At 44.3% G+C, this 20,794-nt stretch carries 17 protein-coding genes and 3 pseudogenes; 5 read left to right on the plus strand and 15 right to left on the minus strand.

All coding sequences use genetic code 11. The features are described from left to right. Window positions 1-135: 135 nt before the first annotated feature. On the minus strand, window positions 136-396 hold the full coding sequence (locus AB4209_RS19705; RefSeq protein ID WP_065677671.1) for a DUF5062 family protein: 261 nt from the start codon (window positions 394-396) through the stop codon (window positions 136-138). A 448-nt stretch (window positions 397-844) separates the two neighbouring features. On the opposite strand from AB4209_RS19705, the gene AB4209_RS19710 reads away from it, so the two are divergent. Then, a complete protein-coding gene (locus AB4209_RS19710) occupies window positions 845-1,060 on the plus strand; it encodes a hypothetical protein (protein ID WP_029235681.1) in 216 nt (71 codons plus the stop codon). 162 nt (window positions 1,061-1,222) lie between these two features. On the opposite strand, the gene AB4209_RS19715 is transcribed toward AB4209_RS19710, so the two are convergent. Then, entirely contained in the window at window positions 1,223-1,879 is a 657-nt protein-coding gene (locus tag AB4209_RS19715) for a Qnr family pentapeptide repeat protein (RefSeq protein WP_137001581.1), read from the minus strand. 320 nt (window positions 1,880-2,199) lie between these two features. Here AB4209_RS19715 and AB4209_RS19720 point away from each other — a divergent pair, with 320 nt between their 5' ends. Next, on the plus strand, window positions 2,200-2,790 hold the full coding sequence (locus tag AB4209_RS19720; protein ID WP_102445515.1) for a TetR/AcrR family transcriptional regulator: 591 nt from the start codon (window positions 2,200-2,202) through the stop codon (window positions 2,788-2,790). Between the two features lie 129 nt (window positions 2,791-2,919). Here the strand turns inward: AB4209_RS19720 and AB4209_RS19725 are convergent, their stop codons facing one another. The 13 genes and pseudogenes from AB4209_RS19725 to AB4209_RS19785 form a co-directional block, all read right to left on the minus strand. Further along, window positions 2,920-4,167: an anaerobic sulfatase maturase gene (locus tag AB4209_RS19725; RefSeq protein WP_372057013.1), complete on the minus strand. Its 1,248-nt coding sequence runs from the start codon at window positions 4,165-4,167 to the stop codon at window positions 2,920-2,922. A gap of 117 nt (window positions 4,168-4,284) precedes the next feature. After that, a pseudogene (locus AB4209_RS19730) lies at window positions 4,285-6,029 on the minus strand (arylsulfatase). Between the two features lie 93 nt (window positions 6,030-6,122). Next, a pseudogene (locus AB4209_RS19735) lies at window positions 6,123-6,191 on the minus strand (sel1 repeat family protein); the annotation flags it as partial. Then, window positions 6,181-6,522, minus strand: a pseudogene (locus AB4209_RS19740) (hypothetical protein); the annotation flags it as partial. The pseudogenes AB4209_RS19740 and AB4209_RS19735, both read right to left, overlap by 11 nt. Window positions 6,523-6,594: 72 nt before the next feature. After that, the gene (locus AB4209_RS19745) at window positions 6,595-8,010 is read right to left on the minus strand and encodes a coniferyl aldehyde dehydrogenase (protein WP_372057015.1); all 1,416 of its coding nucleotides are present in this window, start codon (window positions 8,008-8,010) and stop codon (window positions 6,595-6,597) included. 276 nt (window positions 8,011-8,286) lie between these two features. After that, a complete protein-coding gene (locus AB4209_RS19750; protein WP_004732429.1) occupies window positions 8,287-8,769 on the minus strand; it encodes a MarR family winged helix-turn-helix transcriptional regulator in 483 nt (160 codons plus the stop codon). A 362-nt stretch (window positions 8,770-9,131) separates the two neighbouring features. Further along, window positions 9,132-10,346 carry a choline ABC transporter ATP-binding protein gene (choV, locus tag AB4209_RS19755; RefSeq protein ID WP_104216326.1) on the minus strand — a complete coding sequence of 405 codons (1,215 nt, stop codon included), beginning with the start codon at window positions 10,344-10,346 and terminating at the stop codon, window positions 9,132-9,134. A gap of 2 nt (window positions 10,347-10,348) precedes the next feature. After that, window positions 10,349-11,191 carry a choline ABC transporter permease subunit gene (gene choW / locus AB4209_RS19760; RefSeq protein ID WP_009845976.1) on the minus strand — a complete coding sequence of 281 codons (843 nt, stop codon included), beginning with the start codon at window positions 11,189-11,191 and terminating at the stop codon, window positions 10,349-10,351. A 95-nt stretch (window positions 11,192-11,286) separates the two neighbouring features. Continuing rightward, window positions 11,287-12,288: a choline ABC transporter substrate-binding protein gene (locus AB4209_RS19765; RefSeq protein ID WP_372057018.1), complete on the minus strand. Its 1,002-nt coding sequence runs from the start codon at window positions 12,286-12,288 to the stop codon at window positions 11,287-11,289. A 136-nt stretch (window positions 12,289-12,424) separates the two neighbouring features. Next, window positions 12,425-14,152 (minus strand): choline dehydrogenase, encoded by a 1,728-nt coding sequence (gene betA, locus AB4209_RS19770; protein ID WP_372057020.1) that lies wholly within the window; start codon window positions 14,150-14,152, stop codon window positions 12,425-12,427. 72 nt (window positions 14,153-14,224) lie between these two features. After that, entirely contained in the window at window positions 14,225-15,685 is a 1,461-nt protein-coding gene (gene betB / locus AB4209_RS19775; RefSeq protein WP_102398297.1) for a betaine-aldehyde dehydrogenase, read from the minus strand. Window positions 15,686-15,777: 92 nt separating this feature from the next. Further along, window positions 15,778-16,380: a transcriptional regulator BetI gene (gene betI / locus AB4209_RS19780; protein ID WP_017070135.1), complete on the minus strand. Its 603-nt coding sequence runs from the start codon at window positions 16,378-16,380 to the stop codon at window positions 15,778-15,780. 430 nt (window positions 16,381-16,810) lie between these two features. Next, window positions 16,811-17,908, minus strand: coding sequence for an alpha/beta hydrolase (locus AB4209_RS19785; protein ID WP_104216323.1), 1,098 nt, complete (start codon window positions 17,906-17,908; stop codon window positions 16,811-16,813). 288 nt (window positions 17,909-18,196) lie between these two features. Between AB4209_RS19785 and AB4209_RS19790 the strand changes: the two genes are divergently transcribed. From AB4209_RS19790 to AB4209_RS19800, 3 genes are all read left to right on the plus strand, one after another. Beyond that, window positions 18,197-18,901, plus strand: coding sequence for a response regulator (locus AB4209_RS19790; RefSeq protein WP_029235682.1), 705 nt, complete (start codon window positions 18,197-18,199; stop codon window positions 18,899-18,901). A gap of 36 nt (window positions 18,902-18,937) precedes the next feature. Then, window positions 18,938-20,257: a cell wall metabolism sensor histidine kinase WalK gene (locus AB4209_RS19795; RefSeq protein ID WP_104216322.1), complete on the plus strand. Its 1,320-nt coding sequence runs from the start codon at window positions 18,938-18,940 to the stop codon at window positions 20,255-20,257. A 135-nt stretch (window positions 20,258-20,392) separates the two neighbouring features. Further along, window positions 20,393-20,668 carry a hypothetical protein gene (locus tag AB4209_RS19800; RefSeq protein ID WP_004732471.1) on the plus strand — a complete coding sequence of 92 codons (276 nt, stop codon included), beginning with the start codon at window positions 20,393-20,395 and terminating at the stop codon, window positions 20,666-20,668. Window positions 20,669-20,794 lie beyond the last annotated feature (126 nt).

The raw sequence follows: 20,794 nt of genomic DNA on the forward strand, positions 1-20,794 counted from the left end.
GATTTAGGAAACAAAGCCTCTGTGAATGAAGTTAGGCTTAGGAGATATCAAGAGGCTATTTTTACTGCTCCATAAAGCAAAAAACCCAGCGAAAAATCGCTAGGTTTCAAATATAAAAAATGAGGTAATACAAGTTTACTTCAAAGGGTCATTGTCAGGAAGTGCATTATGAAGCCAGAGTGCTAAACGCTTCTTGATGTTCGCACCATCAAGCTTGCTCTCAGGGAGAGGTGTGATCTGATTGACTTCAACAAGGAACAAGTACACCGCTTTAACCTTTATCGGTTGGGATGAATTTGGCAAATCAAAACCTTGTAGCTTAGCCATCTTAAAACCGACTTCAACTGCTTTTTTTACCAGCTTATCTTCATTAATGATCTTCGCGGTTTTCGACATATCATCTCCATCATCTTTATCGAATGAATATTGAGTATATCAAACCGAAAAATTCACAAGATTACTTCGCTCTCAATTTGAGGAGTCACTTTGATAAATAACATAAAACGAATAACAGGCTCTAGGATGACTCTAATTCGCTTGATAGTTACGCCACCAATACCTGTACGCAAACGGTCTCTTAACAGAACACTCAATAAATGAGATCTTAAGTCAAAAAACAAAAATTCGAATAATATTTGACTTAGCATTCCAAAGAATACGGAATATTATGATGTTCATTTTGAAAGTTAAAATTCAATAAAAGATCAATAAACTGCTGTTATTTAACTGGTTTAATACTAATTCGACTTAGATCTTATTTACAACCAATTGTAACCAATTGTTATTTACAAAATACTCACTAAGAAAATAGAATAAAACCACTAATTTTATACTGGTGTTGAAAATGCGTTACCTCTGGGCTTCATTCTGTCATAAAAATCCAATTCCGGGTCGAATTGTTCATATCCTTGTTATGTTGATAGCGCTAGCTTCTATCACCATTCCATTGATTTCAAAAGACGCCACAACCATCTTAACTTCACTGTGTGCTGCTCTAGTCTGTTTCGTCGTTTTTGTCTTCTTTGCGCTCGCCGACAAAATGCGCTCAGGCATGCATTAATCAACCAATCAGTTCTCTATCACCAAGCATTCTCTTTTTAAAAATTCATTATAAAATGCTGGTTACCAAATACGGAAAAGCCCAAAGTTATTAGCTTTGGGCTTTTCTTCTATAGCGAAATCTTACATATTCCAAATAGCCTGCCGTTGGAAATTACAGCTATCAATCGGGCATGACCACAATACCCATGGTTTCAAGCAGTTGCTCTTGCTGCCAAGCAACGATTTTAATCCCCGATGTGTCTACCTTGCGAGGATCTAACCCTTCTAATTCAGCATGGCATAAATTAGCACCTTGCATACTGAATTGCCCCCATACATCTTCCGAGAACACACCTCGGCTGAGATCAGACTCTTTCAGTGACGCACCGCCAAGGTAAGTGCCTATCCAACGGTTCTCAAACAGCTCACACTTCTCTAAACAAGCTTGTTCAAAATTGGCGTATGACAGATTACAGCCCGTAATATATGCAGAGCAAAAATACATTCTATAGCTTACCTGATTGGCAAAATTCGCACGAGTAAAGTTCGCCCCTTTCAGGTCACAATCACGTAACTCAATACCATAGCAATTCGTATTACTAAAATTCGCCATCGCCAACTGACAGTTCTGAAAACTTGCATCACGCAAATCTGCAACATCGAAGTGACATCCCTCAATATCGCCTTGTTCGATAAACTTACAGTTAATAAACGTTGCATCACGTAAGTTCGAACGTCTGAAATCACAACGGATAAACGTACAGGCTGTAAATGTAAGCTCTGATAAGTCTTGCTGAGCAAAATTGTGGTGATGATAAGTGCTGTTATTGGTGTCCATTTAGCCCCCTAAAGAAATTAAGCTAAGACTACCATTGCGATCTTAAGAAAACACCAAATTAAAAACGAACAAAAACAGCAACTTAAAACACCCAAATTTAGCCATTTTAAGGCACCAAACAGGCCCTTTAAGGTTGTTATTTTCGATTTATAGGATGTGCTTATCTTGAAAAAAGTTTTGTCGCTTAGAAGTGCCAATAAGAGAAAAAGTTACTTTGACGAAACGAGTCAATTATTGACCGCGTCCTAACGCGCTAGACTGGACGGTTGGTATGTTGCTCGTTACACTATTCCTCATTCTCAGCATAAAGAGTAAGAACAATGAAAGACATGCGACAAGCTATGCTCGATGCAGGGTTTAGCCTTATCAATGAACACGGGTTTGCTGGTGTTGGCCTGATGAAAATCATCAACCAAGCGGAAGGCACGAAGGGTTCTTTTTACCATTACTTCAAATCCAAAGAACACTTTGGTGAGATCCTTCTTACTAACTACTTTGATGAGCATCTCGCTAAGCTGGACGACTTTTTAAGTGATGAGTCGCTTTCTCGTCGTGATCGCGTAAAAGCCTATTTCGAGTTTTGGTGTGCATCGAAACTGACTGAAGACTTCAATATCCAATGTCTTGTCGTAAAACTGGCGGGAGAAGTATCTGGGTCGGCTAACCCGTTACAGTCCACAATGGCAATAGGTGCAGAAAAGATCATCCTGCGTATGGCGAAGCTATTTGAAGAAGGCAATGAGGCCGGTGATTTCACTATCGCAGAGCCAGAATCGCTGTCTCGAATGCTTTATGGCCTATGGCTAGGCTCAACGCTCATGGCCGCCATGCAGCGTAACCGTTCGATTCTAAACAATGCCATGGAAGAGACTCTTCTCGCCATGAGCCCAGCCCAAGAATCGGCTGACTAGATATACCCGTTACCAGAAACCAAATACCAAATACCAAATACCAAATACCAAATACCAAAAGGCTCGCATAATTTAGCGAGCCTTCTATCTTACTGTAAATTTTGATTAAATCGATTCACGCTTACTCCGTTACCCCAGACGAGACGGGATATTATTGGCTTTGAATAAGTCCTTAATAACAGGGTCGATATGCTTGAAGAAACTCAGCCATCCTTCACAGAGATAATTTAACCCAGCCTCACCATCTCGGCTTTTGATGATGCGGTTTTTAGGGCACTCGCCATGGCATGCAAATTTAAACTCACAGGCCTGGCATTGTTTCGGCAGAGACTTCTGTTTGGCGAACCCAAAACGCTGCTGCTTTGACGAAAAGGCTAAAGATGAAAGTGCTTGTTCCTGAATATTACCTAGCTGAAATTCGGGAAAGACATAATGGTCACATGAATAAACATCGCCATTGGGCTCAACCGCTAACCCTTTTCCGCAGATCTCACTCAAGATACACATGGTGCTTTCTCTGCCCATCCACACTCCGACAAAATTTTCAAAGTACGGCACTAATACCCGACCAAAATCATGTTCGAACCATTCGTCAAAAATGGTAGTGAGGAATTCTCCCCATTGCACAGAATCGACACTCCAAGCTTCAACCTCGCCTGATACGGGAATGATCGCTTGTTGGTTGCTCAACCATTTATTGTTGGTGTGAGCTTCGCGCTTATCGACCACAGGAATAAACTGCAACTGCTTCGAACCCACTTCATCGCGTAGAAAGCGATAAACCTCTAGTGGATATTTACCTGTCACATCATTCACGCAGCTTAGGGTCGCGAACTCGACGTTATGCTGCTTCAAGTAGTGAATACCACGCATTGTTTGAGAAAAAGTGCCTTTGCCTGCACGGTTGGTTCGGTAGTGATTGTGTAAGTGCTCTGGGCCGTCAATGCTCACACCAATGATAAAGTCATTTTTTTTGAAGAACTCACACCACGCATCATTCAGTAACGTGCCGTTGGTTTGAAGGTCGTTGCTGATCTTACTGTGGTTAGGACAATATTTTTTCTGCAGCTCGACGACTTTTTGAAAGTACTCAACCCCCAACAACGTAGGCTCTCCACCGTGCCAAGAAAAGATGATTTCAGGCGTATTCTGCCCTTCTATGTACTGCTTGATATAACGCTCTAACATAACTTCATCCATCGTATATTGAGAGCCTTTTGGGTATTCAAGCAGCTGTTGTTTTTCTAGGTAATAACAGTAGGTGCAACTGATATTACACACCGCCCCAATCGGTTTTGCTAACGCCTGAAGTTTGCTGTGTGCTTTGCCATTAAACTGCGGAACTGAACTCAAATTTGATAGCGATAATGTCGTCATGAAGAGTGCCTCGATGTAAAAGTTATTGTATTAGCCAAAACAATTCGTAATTCCTTTACACGGCGTTCATCGGCCAACCAAGCTTGGTGGCATTAGGTTGGCCGAGTGGTTTTTCCTCTATTTCACGTTTTCAAACGGGTTCCACGCTTCGTCAACTGGGACGATATTTTGCGCTTTTTCGTATTCTTGATATTCAGCGACCATCTCTAAGAACAAGTCTGGCATTTCATTTCTCAAGTCATGTTGCTCAGCTGGATCTTTCTTGGTGTTGTATAAGTGCCACTCACTGTCGCCGCCCATTCCCGTAGAAATTCGAATGATCTTGTAATCACCTTTAAGCAGAATTCCGCTACCAAACAATTCAAATGGAATCGCATTGTTGGCACTGTGCACGTCTGCCGTTTCCCCTTTGAAGTAAGGCAACAAGCTCACACCACTCATCTGCGCTACTTCTCTACCTTGATATTCCGTTCCTGGATGATCGACCTCTGCAATCTCAAGAATCGTCGCTGCAATGTCCTTCACTTGGGATAAGTCGTCTGTCTGAGTTCCCGGTTGCAACGCATCTTCACCGTCTAAAAGCGCTTTGGCTGGCTTAACGATAAATGGCACACGGATACCGCCCTCTGCTGTGTAAGCTTTGTACCAAGATAGGCCACCGGTTGAAGCGCTTGCCCACTCAGGTCCAAGTGACACACTGGAGTTCGCCTTACCCAAATTTTCAGTCGAATTATCGAAATGATGAGCAGTCCACGTTCGGATCAAATCACTGATATTTTCACCGGTAATATCCGCCGCTTCTGGGCCGTTATCCGCTAGATACATAATGTAGGTATTGTCGTATTCGCCGATTTCTTTCAGGTAATCGACTATCTGGCCGACTTGTTGGTCCTGCATTTCCATCATGCCCATCGCGACAGCCATTTTCTTGCCATACCACTTTTGTTCTTTCTCAGAGAGCGAATCCCAAGGTCGGCTTAATGCGTTACGATCTGAAATATCGGCGTCTTTTGGAATCACACCCATCTCTTTCATGCGTTCGAAACGGTCTTCTCGAACCGAGTCCCAACCATGCTCAACGTAGTAATCGACTTTATCTTGATAGGCAGACTCAGGCGCTTGCAGTGGCAGGTGAATACCGGTGAATGGGACGTAGGCGAAGAAAGGCTTACCGTCGTCTTTTTTGCTATCGATCATCTTGATGATCTCGTTGGTGTAAACTTGGTCTGAGTACTCGCCTTTGTACTTGTCCTCAACCACTTCACCGTTACGGTAAGTTGGCTCAACTTCGACGCCAGGAATATCGCCTTTTTGCAGCGCATCCGCTGTCGCGGCATTTTTGGCCGGGAACATCATATCTCGATTAAAGTGATTCGAGCCGCCCGCTAAGATACCGTAGCTCTCTTCAAAACCTCGATCATCCGGTAAGAATCCATCGTCGTGCCCCAAGTGCCATTTACCAGAGAGGTAAGTGTTATAGCCACTCTCTTTAAGCAGCGTTGCGACCGTAACCCCGTTCTTGGTGAGGTAACCTTCATAACCCGACTTGCCAATCGCGCCCGGATAGACGGCATAGTCGAAGGTGCCTAGCCCAACCTCGTGGCTATTTGCTCCGGTTAACATCATAGAGCGCGTTACCGATGAGGTTGGTGACGCGTGAAAGTTAGTAAACTTAACCCCTCTTCAGCCAGCGCCATTAGGTTTGGGGTATCCGCTTCTGAGCCATAAGGCTGTGTATCGGCAAAGCCCACATCATCGCCAACAATAACAACAATATTCGGTTTTTCTGATTCAGCCGCAAGAGCAGCACTGCTTGCCGCAGCCATTGCAGTGAAGACTAAAGATTTCTTGAATGTCTGCATAAGACGTTCTCCAATTTCTGTGATTAACTTGTTTCAGTAATTAACTTTTCTGCGAGTAACTTTTTCTGTGAGTAACCTGAGTTAAGATTTGAATTAATGCGCGGCTTGCGACATCCAATGTAATAAGTCGAGCGCAGGGTCATACTCTTGAGCTGCTGCCATAGAACCACTCATAATCGTTGATACACACGTTATATAAGAAGATGCCCACAAACATCGACTTCTCAAATGCGCTGTAAATCATGGTTGAGGTACGCAGCGATTTGTACTTCGCCGAGAACATCAACAACACACCAATACAGCCAACCACCACACCCCAGTGTTGATAAGTACCGAGCAAATACTCTTTGTTTTCCATCATGGTATCGTTGTACGAGAACAGCGTCTGCATACTCCAATCAGGCGCTAGGAAAGTGGAAAAAGCCGTCGCCGTTAAGAAACCTGTAATCATCAAATACGATTTGATCGTACGTTCAAAAAAACGTTCCAACATAAAAGTAACCTCTTAAAATAATTTCGTGAAAATAACTTTTTGAAAAATAAACAGTGTCATACCAACAGTGATTTACTGGCCAAGCATGCCCATCACTGCTGTTTTTAATTCGTTGTCTTCTTTTGAAAACAGATGCTTAACTCGATGATCTAAACCTGTTTCCAACACAGTTTTAGCGTGAGAGAAAGTGATAAACCCTTCTTTACCGTGATAATTGCCCTGGCCTGATTCGCCAATGCCACCAAACGGCGCGTCATCAACCGCTAAATGGAAAACACAGTCATTAATACACATGCCACCGGAGTGAACTTGGTGCTTAACCTGAGCCTGTAAACTCAAATCAAAGCTCATCAGGTAGAGTGCTAACGGCCTTGGTTTGCTATTGATGACTTGGAACGCCTCTTCGACATTGCGATACGTAATCAAAGGTAATAATGGGCCGAAAATTTCTTCGTTCATCACCTTGGATGACAGGCTTGGTTCAACGATCAAATGTGTCACCAACCGACGAGTATTTAGGTCCATCGATTCGTCATGGCAAGCAACGATTCGTGTCCCAGCTTCCTGCTCTTCATTCAACAGACCAGCAATACGATCACATTGGCGAGGGTTAATGAGCGAGGTTAAACTCTCAGAGTAGATCCCTTCATCAAATAGCAATTGGTACTGTTTTTTATACTCTTGAATGAAAGATTCAACTTTCCCTTCAGGTAGCAATACATAGTCAGGAGCCACACACACCTGCCCGTAATTGAGGCTCTTACCATAAATGATTCGCTCAACCGCGATATCAATTGGCATATCTTCTGCAACGATAACCGGTGACTTACCGCCTAGCTCTAGCGTGACTGGAGTTAGCGTGTCAGCCGCTGACTTCATCACTTGGCGACCCACTTGGGTTGACCCTGTAAACAGAAGATGATCAAACGGCAACGCCGAAAATGCGGCTGCGATTTCTACCTCACCTTCAACCAAGCACACCTCATCGGCATGGAATACTTCCGCCAATAGCGCTGTTAATACTTGGTTCGTCGCTGGGGTAAATTCACTCATCTTGATCATGGCGCGATTGCCAGCAGCCAGAGCAGAAATAAGCGGGCCGACGGATAACATGATCGGGAAATTCCACGGAGCAATAATCCCGACAACGCCTTTGGGTTGATAAACCACCTCCACACGAGAGGTTGAAAGTAATGGACCGGAATGACGAATTGAAGATGTCGACCAATGAGGCAAACATTCAATGCTGTGATCAATATTTCCGATACAAGGCAATATGTCAGCCATCAAAGTGTCTTGTCGACTGCGGTGACCATAGTCCTCACTCACGGCTGCACACAAACGATCTGTGTAATCGATTAGCGCAGATTTAAGTGCAAGCAACTGCTCAATTCTCACCGATACCGCTGGCATCGGGTTCTGTGCAAAAGCTCCCTGCATGTTGTTCAACGTCATGGTCATTTGTGTTGGCGTCAATTCGTATTTCATACATCACCTCGTGGTTAAGATGAGCACACAATAATACAAAACAGACCGGTCGGTCTATACTTTTATTGTCAGAGAATCGTCAATGCATTTTTGAATACAAATAAATAGGGTGATTACAACGTAGGGTTAAAACCCAGGGAGATTTAAAATAGAAGGACGTAGCGAATAGGCGGTATAACGAGAAATTTCACATAGTGAGATCAAAAATGGCCGCTTAATGCGACCATTTAATAATTATTTAAATTTTTGTTTTAAATAGATAATTTAAAAATAACGTTAGCTTTTGGCTACGTTTGCAATGCCTTCAAGCTGAAGCACTGGAGCAGCGTCGATGTCTTCTGCGTTCATCATTGCTGATACACGCTGCATCGAAGAAAGCAGTAAGCTTTGCTCCCACGTCTCTAGGTTTTGGAATTTTTTAACGAAGTTATCTTGCAGCGGCGGTGGCGCATTGTTTAGCAACTCTTGACCTTTTTCAGTCAGGTTCGCGTGTACTTTACGGCGGTCCGATGAACTGCGTACTCGTTGTACATAGCCATTTAACTCAAGACGGTCGATGATCGTCGTCGTCGTTGCTTGGCTTACATTGGTCTGATTAGACAATTCTTTGATCGTCACATTACCCATTTCTTGGATTGCTCTCATTAAGATTAATTGAGGGCCAGTCAAACCATACTCTTTACTCAGCTTCTTCGAGTGTAAATCGATAGCGCGAATAATTTGGCGAATAGCGACCAGGATTTCGTCATGTTTGTCCAAGATGCAGACCTTTGTACTAATATACTGTGAATGGTTTTACAGCGTCGAAGCGATGAAATGCCTCGAGTGATTACGTCACGCGCGCTCGAATTACACTGTAAATTGATAAATTACTTCATTGATTTTTCCGCATTGTACTGATGTTCATACTATTCTCAATCTTTTCTATACCACTAAACTTGCGTGGTACGGCACTTTTGCTTAATGAAGGGGGAATGAAAGCTTCAATGAAGACAAAAATAATGAACCAGAGAATACAAACTCAAAGAATAATATATTTTAATAATCATAGAGGTAGAGAGACTTAACCCTCTCCACCCAATAAAAAACCAGCCTCAATAGCTAAGCTGAAAAACGAAATTTTACGCAGCGGTATTCATCTGAAAGTTACCCGTTAGTGCGTTGTAAAACTCGCTGTTATCCAAAATCCCAACCAATTGATCGTTTTCAACCAACAGAATTGGGTGGTTACTGATCTGTTTAAGCTTAATCGCATCACGCATACCAATCTCCGGGCTTGTCACTACCACACTCGACGCGTTGATCGCAGTTAGATCGTCAGACTCGCTCCACTCAACAAGCGCCAAAGCAGATTCACCTTTTACTGATAAAGCACCTTCATTCTGTTCAATCCAGAGATCTTTAGAATCGCAGATCTTCCAGCTTTCATTCTCTTGCGTCAGTGAATCAAGAGGCTGCATTAAAGAACGACCTTTAAGCACATTCAATGGATTGGTGTGAGCAACGAAGTCTTTTACGTATTCGGTTTTTGGCGTCAGTACGATCTCTTCAGGCTTACCGTGTTGAATCAGTTTGCCTGACTCCATGATCGCAATGTTATTACCAATCTTCAGCGCTTCGTCTAAATCATGACTCACGAACAAAATCGTTTTGTTAAGCTTGTTTTGCAATAAAATTAGCTCATCTTGCAACTGTGCACGAATGAGCGGATCAAGCGCTGAAAACGGTTCATCCATAAGAAGAATGTCGGTATCCATCGCAAAGGCACGCGCTAGACCAACACGTTGCTGCATACCGCCAGAAAGCTCATGCGGATACTTGGTTTCCCACTCTGCCAAACCCACCATTTCAAGTTGTTCACGCGCTTTAGCACGACGAACATCTTTGGCTACGCCTTGCATTTCTAGACCAAACGCCACGTTATCTAACACGTTTAACCAAGGCATTAGGGCAAATTTTTGGAACACCATAGAAACGCGGTGAGTACGAAGATGACGCAAGGTCGCTTCGTCGCACTGTTCACCTAAATCAACCTGCTTGTCTCCATCTTTGATCGCCAATGAGCCACGGCTGATCTCATTCAGGCCGTTAACTGCGCGAAGCAAAGATGATTTACCAGAACCAGACAACCCCATCAGCACACAAATCTCGCCTTCTTCAACGGTCAGCGACACATTGTCTACGCCGACAACTTGACCAGTTTCATCAATGATCTCTTGGCGAGTTTTACCTTGGTCGAGTAGCTCAAGCGCTTGTTTCGATTTATTACCAAACACAACATCGAGATTCTTAATGGTAATCGCGTCCATTGTCTTTTTTTCCTGAGAGTTAGACATGATTAAGCTTCCTTCTGGTTTGGTGTTTTGCACAAGCGGTCAAGGATGATTGCGACTAATACAATCGCTAATCCAGCTTCAAAACCTTGTGAGATGTTCACTGTGTTCAATGCACGAACAACAGGTTTACCAAGTCCGTCAGCACCGACAAGAGCGGCGATAACCACCATCGAAAGCGACAACATAATACATTGGGTTACACCCGCCATGATGCTTGGTAGAGCCGCCGGTAATTCGACCTTCATCAGCAATTTCATGCGGCTGGCACCAAACGCTTTACCCGCTTCAATCAACTCTTCCGGCACTTTAGTGACGCCTAAGTAGGTTAAACGAATCGGTGCAGCTATCGCGAAAATAATGGTCGAGATTAAGCCAGGAACAATACCCAAGCCGAATAGAACCAGAGTTGGAATCAGATAAACGAAAGTTGGGACTGTCTGCATCAAATCAAGGATTGGACGCAAAACTGTATAGAGCCAAGGACGGTGAGCAGCCATGATGCCAACCGGTACGCCAATTAATACGGAAATCGTTGTCGCCGCAAAGACGAGAACAAAGGTTTCCAGCATTTCTTGCCAGTATCCGAGGTTAAGAATAGTCAGCAGTGCCGCGACCACAAAGATCACCAGCGAAGGTTTACGGTGTAAATACCATGCAATCGCCGCGGTCATCACGATTGGTAAAGCCGGTGGCATCCACTTAAATACATCGACTAAAAACATAATGACGGTTTCTAGAAAAATCGAAATAGCGTCAAAGAATCCTGCTGCATTGATTGTTAGCCAATCAACACCCGCTTCCATCCATTGACCAACAGGGATTTTGTTTTCCGTAATAAAATTCACAATATTGCCTTTTATTATGGGTGGGCTACTTCAAACCAATCGATAAATTGGCAAGCCCACCTTTATTATTTATGTAGCTGGTGAGATAGGTAGAACTAAGCTTTAACTTGCTTTAGGTATTCAGTAACGGCTTGAGTCGCTGATTCACCTTTATGCGTTTTTACATTGTCTAACCAAGCTTCCACTTGTTGAGGGTTCTTGTTCAACCATTGTTGAGCCGCTTTTTCTGGCTTCACTTTTTGGTTAAGAATCTCTTCCATCAACTGGTTTTCCATCTCTAGAGTGAATTCTAGGTTTTGTAGAAGTTGACCGACATTTGCACACTCAGACACGTAGTTTGAACGAACGTTAGTGTAAACATTCGCGCCACCGTAGTTAGGGCCAAAGAAGTCGTCACCACCTGATAGGTATTCCATTTCAACATTGCTGTTCATTGGGTGCGGAGCCCAACCAAGGTAAACGATCCACTGGCTACGACGAGCAGCGCGAGATACTTGCGATACCATGCCCGCTTCACTTGATTCCACTAGGCTGAAATCTTTCAAGCCAAACGCGTCAGAATCAATCATTGATTGGATTAAGCGGTTACCGTCGTTACCCGGCTCTATGCCGTAGATGCGGTCTTTAAATTTGTCGGCATGTTTTGCTAGGTCTGCGAAGCTTTTTACGCCAGAGTCGTACACGTATTTTGGTACGGCTAGCGTGTATTTTGCGCCTTCAAGGTTGGCACGAACGGTTTCAACCGTGCCCGCTTCACGGTACTTAGCAATATCGCCTTCCATGGTTGGCATCCAGTTACCTAGGAATACATCAATATCGCCGTTCGCCATTGAAGAGTAAGTCACCGGTACTGAAAGTAGGTCGGTTTTGGTTTTGTAACCAAGGCCTTTTAATAGTTCGGAAGTAACGGCGGTTGTAGCGGTAATGTCAGTCCAGCCTACATCAGCGAATCGAACGTTTTCACATTGCTGCGGTTCAATAGAAGCGTTAGCGCCAAATGCAAATGAACTAATGGCTAATGTTGCGAACGCCTTGGTTTTTAACGCATTGCTTGCTAAAGGCTTATTTGTCGCGGTTTGTCTATGTTGAGTCGTCATAATGATTCCTTTTTATCTTTCCTTTTTCTGCCCTAACTCATACTAATCAGGGCAGTTTTGCTGACTTTTGACTAATTTTGATTGTTACTTTTTTTATTATTTCTGCGTTTATTATTTTTATCCCAATAACAGAGGCTTACGCTTCTCTTACTGGTTTATTGATTCTTTGCTTCTCTTGCCATTCAGGTGCAATCCACACTGGAACGTCCTGTTCTTTGAGCATTGGCTTACCCAAAATCAAATCGGAAGCACGCTCAGCCACCATAATGGTCGGGGCGTTAAGGTTGCCGTTTGGAATAACTGGGAAAACAGACGAATCGACAACGCGCAGATTATCAATACCGCGAACGCGACACTCTTCATCAAGCACTGCCATTGGATCATCATCTGAACCCATTTTGCAGCCACATGAAGGGTGATAAGCACTTTCAACGTTCTGCTTAACCCATTCATCAATTGCTTCATCGGAAGTAATATTTAGACCCGGCTGAATCTCTTTTCCTCGATACACATCCATCGCAGGTTGAGACAAAATCTCACGCGTCAGACGAATACAATCGCGCCAATCTTGGCGATCTTGTTCAGTCGAGATGTAGTTGAAAATGATCTCTGGCTTGGCATGCGGATCAGCAGAAGTGATCGCAACCGTACCGCGACTCTCTGGCTTGTTAGGCCCAACGTGTACTTGGAAACCGTGACCATCAAAGGCCGCTTGTCCGTCGTAACGCATCGCTGCTGGTAGGAAGTGATATTGAATGTTTGGCCACTTCAATCCTTTGCGAGAACGAATAAACGCGCACGATTCAAAGTGGTTAGTGGCACCAAGGCCTTTACGAGTCAAAATCCATTCTGCACCAATCATGCCTTTGCTGACTAAACCAAGCTTGCTGTTGAGCGTGATGGGTTCGTTGCAGTGATATTGGAAGTACACTTCTAGGTGATCTTGAAGGTTTTCACCTACGCCATTCAGCTCGTGTTTAAGCTCAACGCCTGCCTTTTCAAGCACGGCTTTCGGGCCGATACCAGAAAGCTGAAGCAGTTGAACAGAACCGATAGAACCCGCAGAAGAGATCACTTCTTTGTTCGCCACAGCCACTTGAGTATTGCCTGACTTTTCAAACTCGACACCGACGGCTTTCAAGCCTGATTGACCTTTTGATGACTGGTCTTTTACGTCGAGTGCTTCAAGTAAGAAACGACGCGCCACGATACCTTTCTTCAAGGTTAGGTTTGAACGCTTCAATGCTCGACGTAGATAAGCGTTAGAGGTTGAGGCTCTAACACCCTTGTCTACCGTCATATGCATAGTGCCGAAGCCTTCTTGCTGGTAGCCGTTGTAGTCTTGTGTTTCTGGGTAACCGGCGTCTTTACCTGCATCGATAAACGCTTGGTAAAGTGGATTAAGCTCCATATCGTTACCATTACAAGTGCCGACAGGGCCATTGTCACCACGGTATTCATCACCGCCTTTGTTCCATGATTCAGCACGGCGGAAATAAGGCAGACATGCTTGGTAGTTCCAACCTGCCGCACCCTCTTCTTCCCATTGGTCAAAATCACACGCGTGGCCACGAACATAAACCATGCCGTTAATTGATGAGCTGCCGCCTAACACTTTGCCACGTGGGCAGTGCAGTTCACGTCCATCAAGGCCCGGTTCTTTCTCTGTTTCAAATTGCCAAGCGTACTTTTCAGTATTCATTGGGTAAGAAAGCGCGGTTGGCATTTGGATAAAAATACTCTTGTCCGTACCACCAGCTTCCAGTAATAAAACGCTATGTTCACCGCTTTCCGTTAGCCTATCCGCTAACACACAGCCGGCCGAACCCGCGCCGACGATAATATAATCGTAGCGTTGTTCCATGTTTTGATTTCCCTGAGATGAGTCAGTAGGGCTAGCTCTGTTAAGCTAACCCATAAAATTGAGTGTTACGCGTTAGGCATAAGGGCTGGCGTAGTCGCCAAGTTCAATAAGAATGCTCTTAGTCTGCGTATAATGAAGTAGGGTTTCTGGTCCATTTTCACGGCCAATACCCGAAAGCTTGTAACCGCCAACCGGCATTTCTGCTGGTGAGTCGCCCCACGTGTTCACCCAACAAATACCTGCCTGCATTTGGTGAATAACACGGTGCGCACGAGAAAGGTTTTGCGTGAACACACCAGCCGCTAGGCCATATTTGGTGTCGTTAGCGCGGCGAATCACGTCGTCTTCGTCCGTAAACTTCAACACTGACATTACAGGGCCGAAGATCTCTTGTTGAACGTGAGGCATGTTGTCTTCGCAATCCACAAACACGGTAGGGATAACAAAGTTGCCGTTTTCGAGGCCGTTGTCTGTCACTTGATAGCCGCCCGTCAGCAGAGTTGCGCCCGACTGCTTAGCTAGCTCAATGGCTTCAAGGACTTTTGAAAGGTGTTCTTTAGAAATCAACGCGCCGATCTGAGTCTCCATGTCCATTGGATCACCAATGATCAGCTTCTCAGTGCGTGTTTTAAGTTGGTCGATGAATGCGTTGTAGATGTTTTCGTGTACATAAACACGGGTACCGTTAGTACACACTTCGCCTTGGGTGTAGAAGTTAGCAACCATCGAAGCGGAAACTGCATCATCCAATTTCGCATCATCAAACACGATCATCGGTGACTTGCCGCCAAGTTCCATGGTGACTGATTTCAGCGTCTTAGCGCTGTCTGCCATTACCGCTTTACCGGTACCGGTTTCGCCCGTGAACGACACTTTTGCGATATCTGGGTGCGCCGTTAGCATCTGACCAACACGGTAATCGCCCTGAACCACATTAAACACGCCATCGGGAAGACCAGCTTCAGTAAAGATCTCTGCAAGCTTCAGTGCTGTGAGCGGCGTTTCTTCTGAAGGTTTGAAAATCATCGCGTTACCCGCGGCCAATGCCGGAGCCGATTTCCACATCGCGATTTGAATTGGGTAGTTCCACGCGCCAATGCCCGCACAAATGCCTAGCGGCTCGCGGCGAGTGTAGAAAAATTGAGATTCGCTCAGCGGCTGTTGGTCGCCTTGTAGCGTTGGAGCCAAGCCAGCAAAGTATTCAATAACATCAGCGCCAGACGCCACATCCACTTCAATTGCTTCTTGCAGAGGCTTGCCCGTATCAACAACCTCAAGATTTGCAAGGTCATTATTTCGAGCTCTAAGTATTTCCACTGCCTTCAAAAGAATGCGGCTGCGTTCCACAGCGGTCATTGCTGACCATACCGCAAATCCGCGTTTCGCAGATTCAATAGCACTGTCGACATCCGCAGAAGATGCTTGGCCTAACGTCGCGATAGGTTCACCGTTTGCAGGGTTAATGCTATCAAAGGTTTCACCAGAGGTTGCTTTAACCGCTGCGCCATCGATGTATAACGAGTTCATTTCCATTTGAGATTCTGACTTAATTATTGTTATTAGACTCTACTGGTCTATATGTGAGTATTGGGTGGTCGTTCTAGGTCTAGCGCTACCACTGCGATCTATTTGCTGTAACACGAGTAGAACGTAAGTTGTTTATCTAGATAATCATTGATGATGGCACGCGCCTTTTGAGCATCGATACCATCTGGGTTTAATGTGCCTCTCAGCCACAAACCATCAATCAGAGACGCAATCCCGTGAGCAACGAGATCCGCTTGTTCATGATTCAAAATACCTTTCAACTCAAGACGTAAGTGTGAAATCAAACGTTTTTCATTCACACGCTGCAGTCTTTTCAGCTGTTCGTCATGCATTGAATATGACCAAAATGCCAACCACGCCTTCGCGACCTTATTTTCTGCTTGGTAACCTTCGAAGTTACCATCGATGATCGCGTTGATTCTCTGTTGGTGAGCATCAACAGGAAGCGCTTTTAGTGAAGTCGTGATGGTATTAGAAAGTTGGCGAAGGATTTCACGCATGGTCTCTTCGAGCAGCCCATGCTTTCCACCAAAATAGTGATTAATAATGCCAGTGGAGACTCCCGCTTCTTTGCTGATCAACGCAATACTCGCGGCATGCAAACCCACTCGATCAATCACCGTCATGGTGGCTTGAACAAGCTGTGGTTTACGTATATCAGGCATCCCGACCTTCGGCATTTCTCAGTCCTTTTATTTTATATTGAACGTTCAGTTAAATATAAAATGACAGAAATTTAGTTAGGGTTCAAATGATTATTTAAAACAAACTCATAACAATACAGCATTCAAAACAACAAAAATCATTATGGAACAACAGCTTAAATATCATTTAGAGCACTAACGAAAACAATTGAAGATTTGAGGTGTGATAGTTATTGGTCAAATGTTTTTGCTTAGAAAGTTCAAGAATCAATCAGTGAGAGTCCTTGTAGAAACTTTTTGGGGAGGGAGTGGAAAGGAAGTATCAAGGAATTTTCATACTGAAATTTAAGACAAGGAAATCCACAATCAACACAGGTAACGAATCAAAAAATGAACAAAAAAGGTTGGCGACAACAGCGTCATCACCAACCTTCTCAGTCGTTTCTAATGTTATTGCAAGCCTAAGCTACTCAATGCGTGTGATGAAACCGTATTTATCTGACTCAGCCTTAGTCACCCAGTGTTCGCCAGAAGCCGGAGCAGAATCCAACGTGAAGATATAGAAGTCGATTCCTTTGTCTCCCATTACCTTTTTAAAGTAGGTCGCTTGCTTGCGATGGCTTTCGTTCGTGTATGGGAAGTCTTTGGCTGTTTTATCATCCTCAGCCCAACTGTGCACACCAACCTGCTTATTAAGCTCAATGGCTTTAGTGGTATCTGCTCGTTGCAAAACTCGTGGGTTACCCCCAGCGAAAAGATCCGTGCCGCCAGAGAACACCGACCCCGTAGGCGTTACGATCGTCGTCATGTTGTTACTGTGGATCATGCGACCGGTGTACATATTGATATCATCGTCGGCACTTCCACCAATATGGTTGGTAAACTTCAACGTCATCTCACTGCCTTGATACAATTTCACGATATCAAAAAGCTGAGAATAGGTTGATGCGCCTAGAGTGGAAGTAATGCGATCAACAGCGCCAGTCTCGTTGAGCACATCACGGTAAAAAGCGTTGAAAGCAAACGAGGTGGTTATCGTTACCTTGTTCCCACTTTTAGTGTTACTCAGAATGGTAGACCCAAGGCTAGTCACGTATTGAACCAGTTCATTGTGATACTCAAGCTCGACGGGCTTATGAGTATTCGTCGTCGTGTTAATTAACGTGGTGTCATTGCCGATTGAGCGTTGAGCCGCACCACAATCAAACACGTCCAAACCCTTGCTCTCTGTGTAGATACCGCAGCTATCAAATCCTGCATCAGGGAGGTACAGATCCACACTTTGACCTAAACTATCCGCAAGCCTAACCACTTTTTGCTTATCACTAATATCTTCCGCAAACAGAACGATTTCATACTGCACACCGTTGTAATCAAGTTTTATGGATTCTTGGACCTCTTGTCGCTCTTTATACAACTCACCCAGTTTCGCTGATGAAAATACGTAATCCGCTTGAGGTTTTGCTTGCACTTTGGTGGCAGCTTTACCTGAGTTAGAGCTTGAATTACAGCCCGCTAACAGAATCAAAGGTAACGCCAGTAATGCATTTCTATAGTCGTTCATACCGTTATTCCCAAAATGTTTGATGAGAAAATTCTATTGTTTAGCGCTGAATTTATCTGTCGTGGAAATGTATGAGAATGTCGAGCCTATTTGAACGATGTTTTTTATTTTCCTATAAATGCCAATTCATCATTGAACTAACTTATAAAGTGTTTAATCATTCGCTTTAGGTATTTGGCGAAGCATCTGAACTTATATGCAATAGCGTATAATCGTAATGGTTCATCACGACGAAGACTCGCTCACCTAATCTCAATAAGTGAAACGCACGACAAGGCTGATAATGGAATGACAAAACCTAAAATGATCATCGTGGAAGACGATTTGAAACTTCAGAAAATGTTGCAGGACTACTTCGTCGCGCAAGATTTTGATGTCACGGTGTTGGACGATGGCAGTGATGCCGCACACACCATCCTCACGGAGCAACCTGACATCGTACTGCTGGATTTGATGCTTCCTGTAACTGATGGACTTACAATCTGCCGACAGACGCGTACGCACTATAAAGGTAAAATCTTGATGCTCACTGCTAGCGATGACGACTTTGACCACGTCGCTGGTTTAGAGACAGGGGCTGATGACTATGTCACCAAGCCAATCAAACCAAGAGTTCTGCTGGCCAGAGTTCGTTCGCTATTACGCCGCCAAGACACCAATACCGCTTCAGTCGATGACTCAGACACCCTTCAGTTCGATCAACTCGTTCTGAAAAACACTTATAAGAAGTGTGAACTTTCAGGTGCGGTTTTATCACTCACTGACAGCGAGTTTGACCTACTTTGGTTATTGGCAAGCAACCCAGACACGCCGTTATCTCGTGACTACTTGACGCAAACATTGCGCGGGATTGAGTACGACGGAATAGACCGGACGATTGACAACAAGGTTGTACGTCTAAGAAAGATTTTGGGCGACGACCACACACCAGCAGAGAAAATTCAGACCATTCGCGGGAAGGGTTACTTATTTGTTTCGACCGCCTGGCGTTAACCTCGCTCAATACGAGCGTAATAAAAGAGGGCGATTATGCGACGTATCTTTTTGGAGTCCTTAATAGGGCTGTTAGTTTGCTTTATGGCCGGCCTTGTCGCCTACGAGATTAGCGTCTATCAGCTCAATACCGACTACGAATACGTACTGGAAGATTACGAAGCGGCTGCCCACCAGCAATTGATCGAGAACATCGCTAAAAATCAAGGCCTTGAAGCGGCTCATCAAGCGATAAACCAGTTTGTAGAAACCACACGAAATAAATTGGTTACATTCAGCCCAGACGATGAAATACCTAGCCCCGTTTCAGAGTTCTTCAGCACGAATCCAAATACCTTTGTTTTTCACGATGATGAACGGGACCTATGGTTTCGCTTAGCAAGCAGTGACAATACCTATCACTACCTCCCCAACAGTGAAGCGTTCGTTAGGCAAAAAATAGAGTTGGAGGATGACCTCATTTGGTTGTTCTTTTTAGCGAGCTTTATCTTATATGGGTTATGTCATCTATTTATTATCTTCCGCCGAGTTAAAAAGCTTGAGGCTGCCACTCTGCGTTTTGCGGAAGGCGATCTCTCGGCACGAGCCGAAACTTCAAGTGGCATTGCGATTGGTTCACTGAACAAATCCTTCAACCTAATGGCCGACCGAATTCATCGCTTAGTAGAAAGTAATCGCTCACTCACTAATGCTGTCGCTCATGAACTGCGCACGCCAATATTCCGTATTCAATGGCAAGCTGAAATGTTGAAAGACACCCAGCTAAGCGCAGAGCAAGAGAGCACGATTGAGAGTATTGTCGAAGACACGGAAGAGATGGAAAAGATGGTCGATGAACTATTGTATTACGCCAAACTCGATAGCACTGACCTAGAAAACCTACAACAACCATTAGAGATACGAGACTTTCTCGACCACGCCATGACGCGTTGGAGTAAAGACACTCAACTCAACATCGACCTTTCATTACCTGAGCAATCTAGCTCGATAATGGCAGACGAAACGCTACTCAACCGAGCACTAGATAACCTAGTGCGTAACGCAATGAAATTCGCACGTTCGCAAGTGTCGATTGAAGCAAGCGTGCATCAAGATAAGCTACAGATCGCGGTACATGATGATGGTGATGGCGTGGCACAAGAACATCAAGCTCGCCTGTTCGAACCCTTTTACGTTGGCGACAAAGCGCGTAACAAGGCCAAGAGCGGCCATGGGTTAGGGTTATCTATCGTCGAGAAGATCTGTGCTCAACATAACGCAACTGTGGAAGTGGGTCAGAGCCAAGCCTTAAAGGGTGCAGTATTCACCATAACCATTCAGCTATGTAATGATTCAGCTGACAAACCCATACAGTAACGACAAAACACCTCTGGAATAATGTTCAACATCGGTCGGGAGATGCTGTCTCCCATGAACTTATTGAATCTTGATAATCACGACACTGCTTTTGTGGCTTGCCATCTCGGTTCCAATCATTCTTAAGGTATTTTTATGAAAAAGTTATTAGTTGTTTTAGGCATTGTTTCTCTAGCAGGTTGTTCAGGTATTAACCACAATGAAGAAGTTTACACAGCGCACGCAGAGAGCTTCAACATTGTAGGCTTCCAAGTTCCGGGCAACACTCAAGATCGTGCAATGGAATTGGTTCCTGAAGGCGCAACCGTCGATACCGTTACATCAACAAATTCTGATACGACCTCTGTTTTGGGTGTTATCAACCGTATTATTGGTATTGAATATGTTCAAGTTGGCGGTAAAAAGCAGTAATTCGCTTTAGTCGCAGACCATAGCTAAGTGTATTAGTTACGTACCTTTAATCAGTAGCCTGCACAAACTAAGTTAATCTAAGCCAGTGACCCGTCGCTGGCTTTTTTCATCCAGCCGTTTTTGTGC

It is taken from the genome of Vibrio sp. 10N.286.48.C11, assembly GCF_041469805.1.
In the GTDB taxonomy this organism is placed as follows: Bacteria; Pseudomonadota; Gammaproteobacteria; order Enterobacterales; family Vibrionaceae; genus Vibrio; species Vibrio crassostreae_C.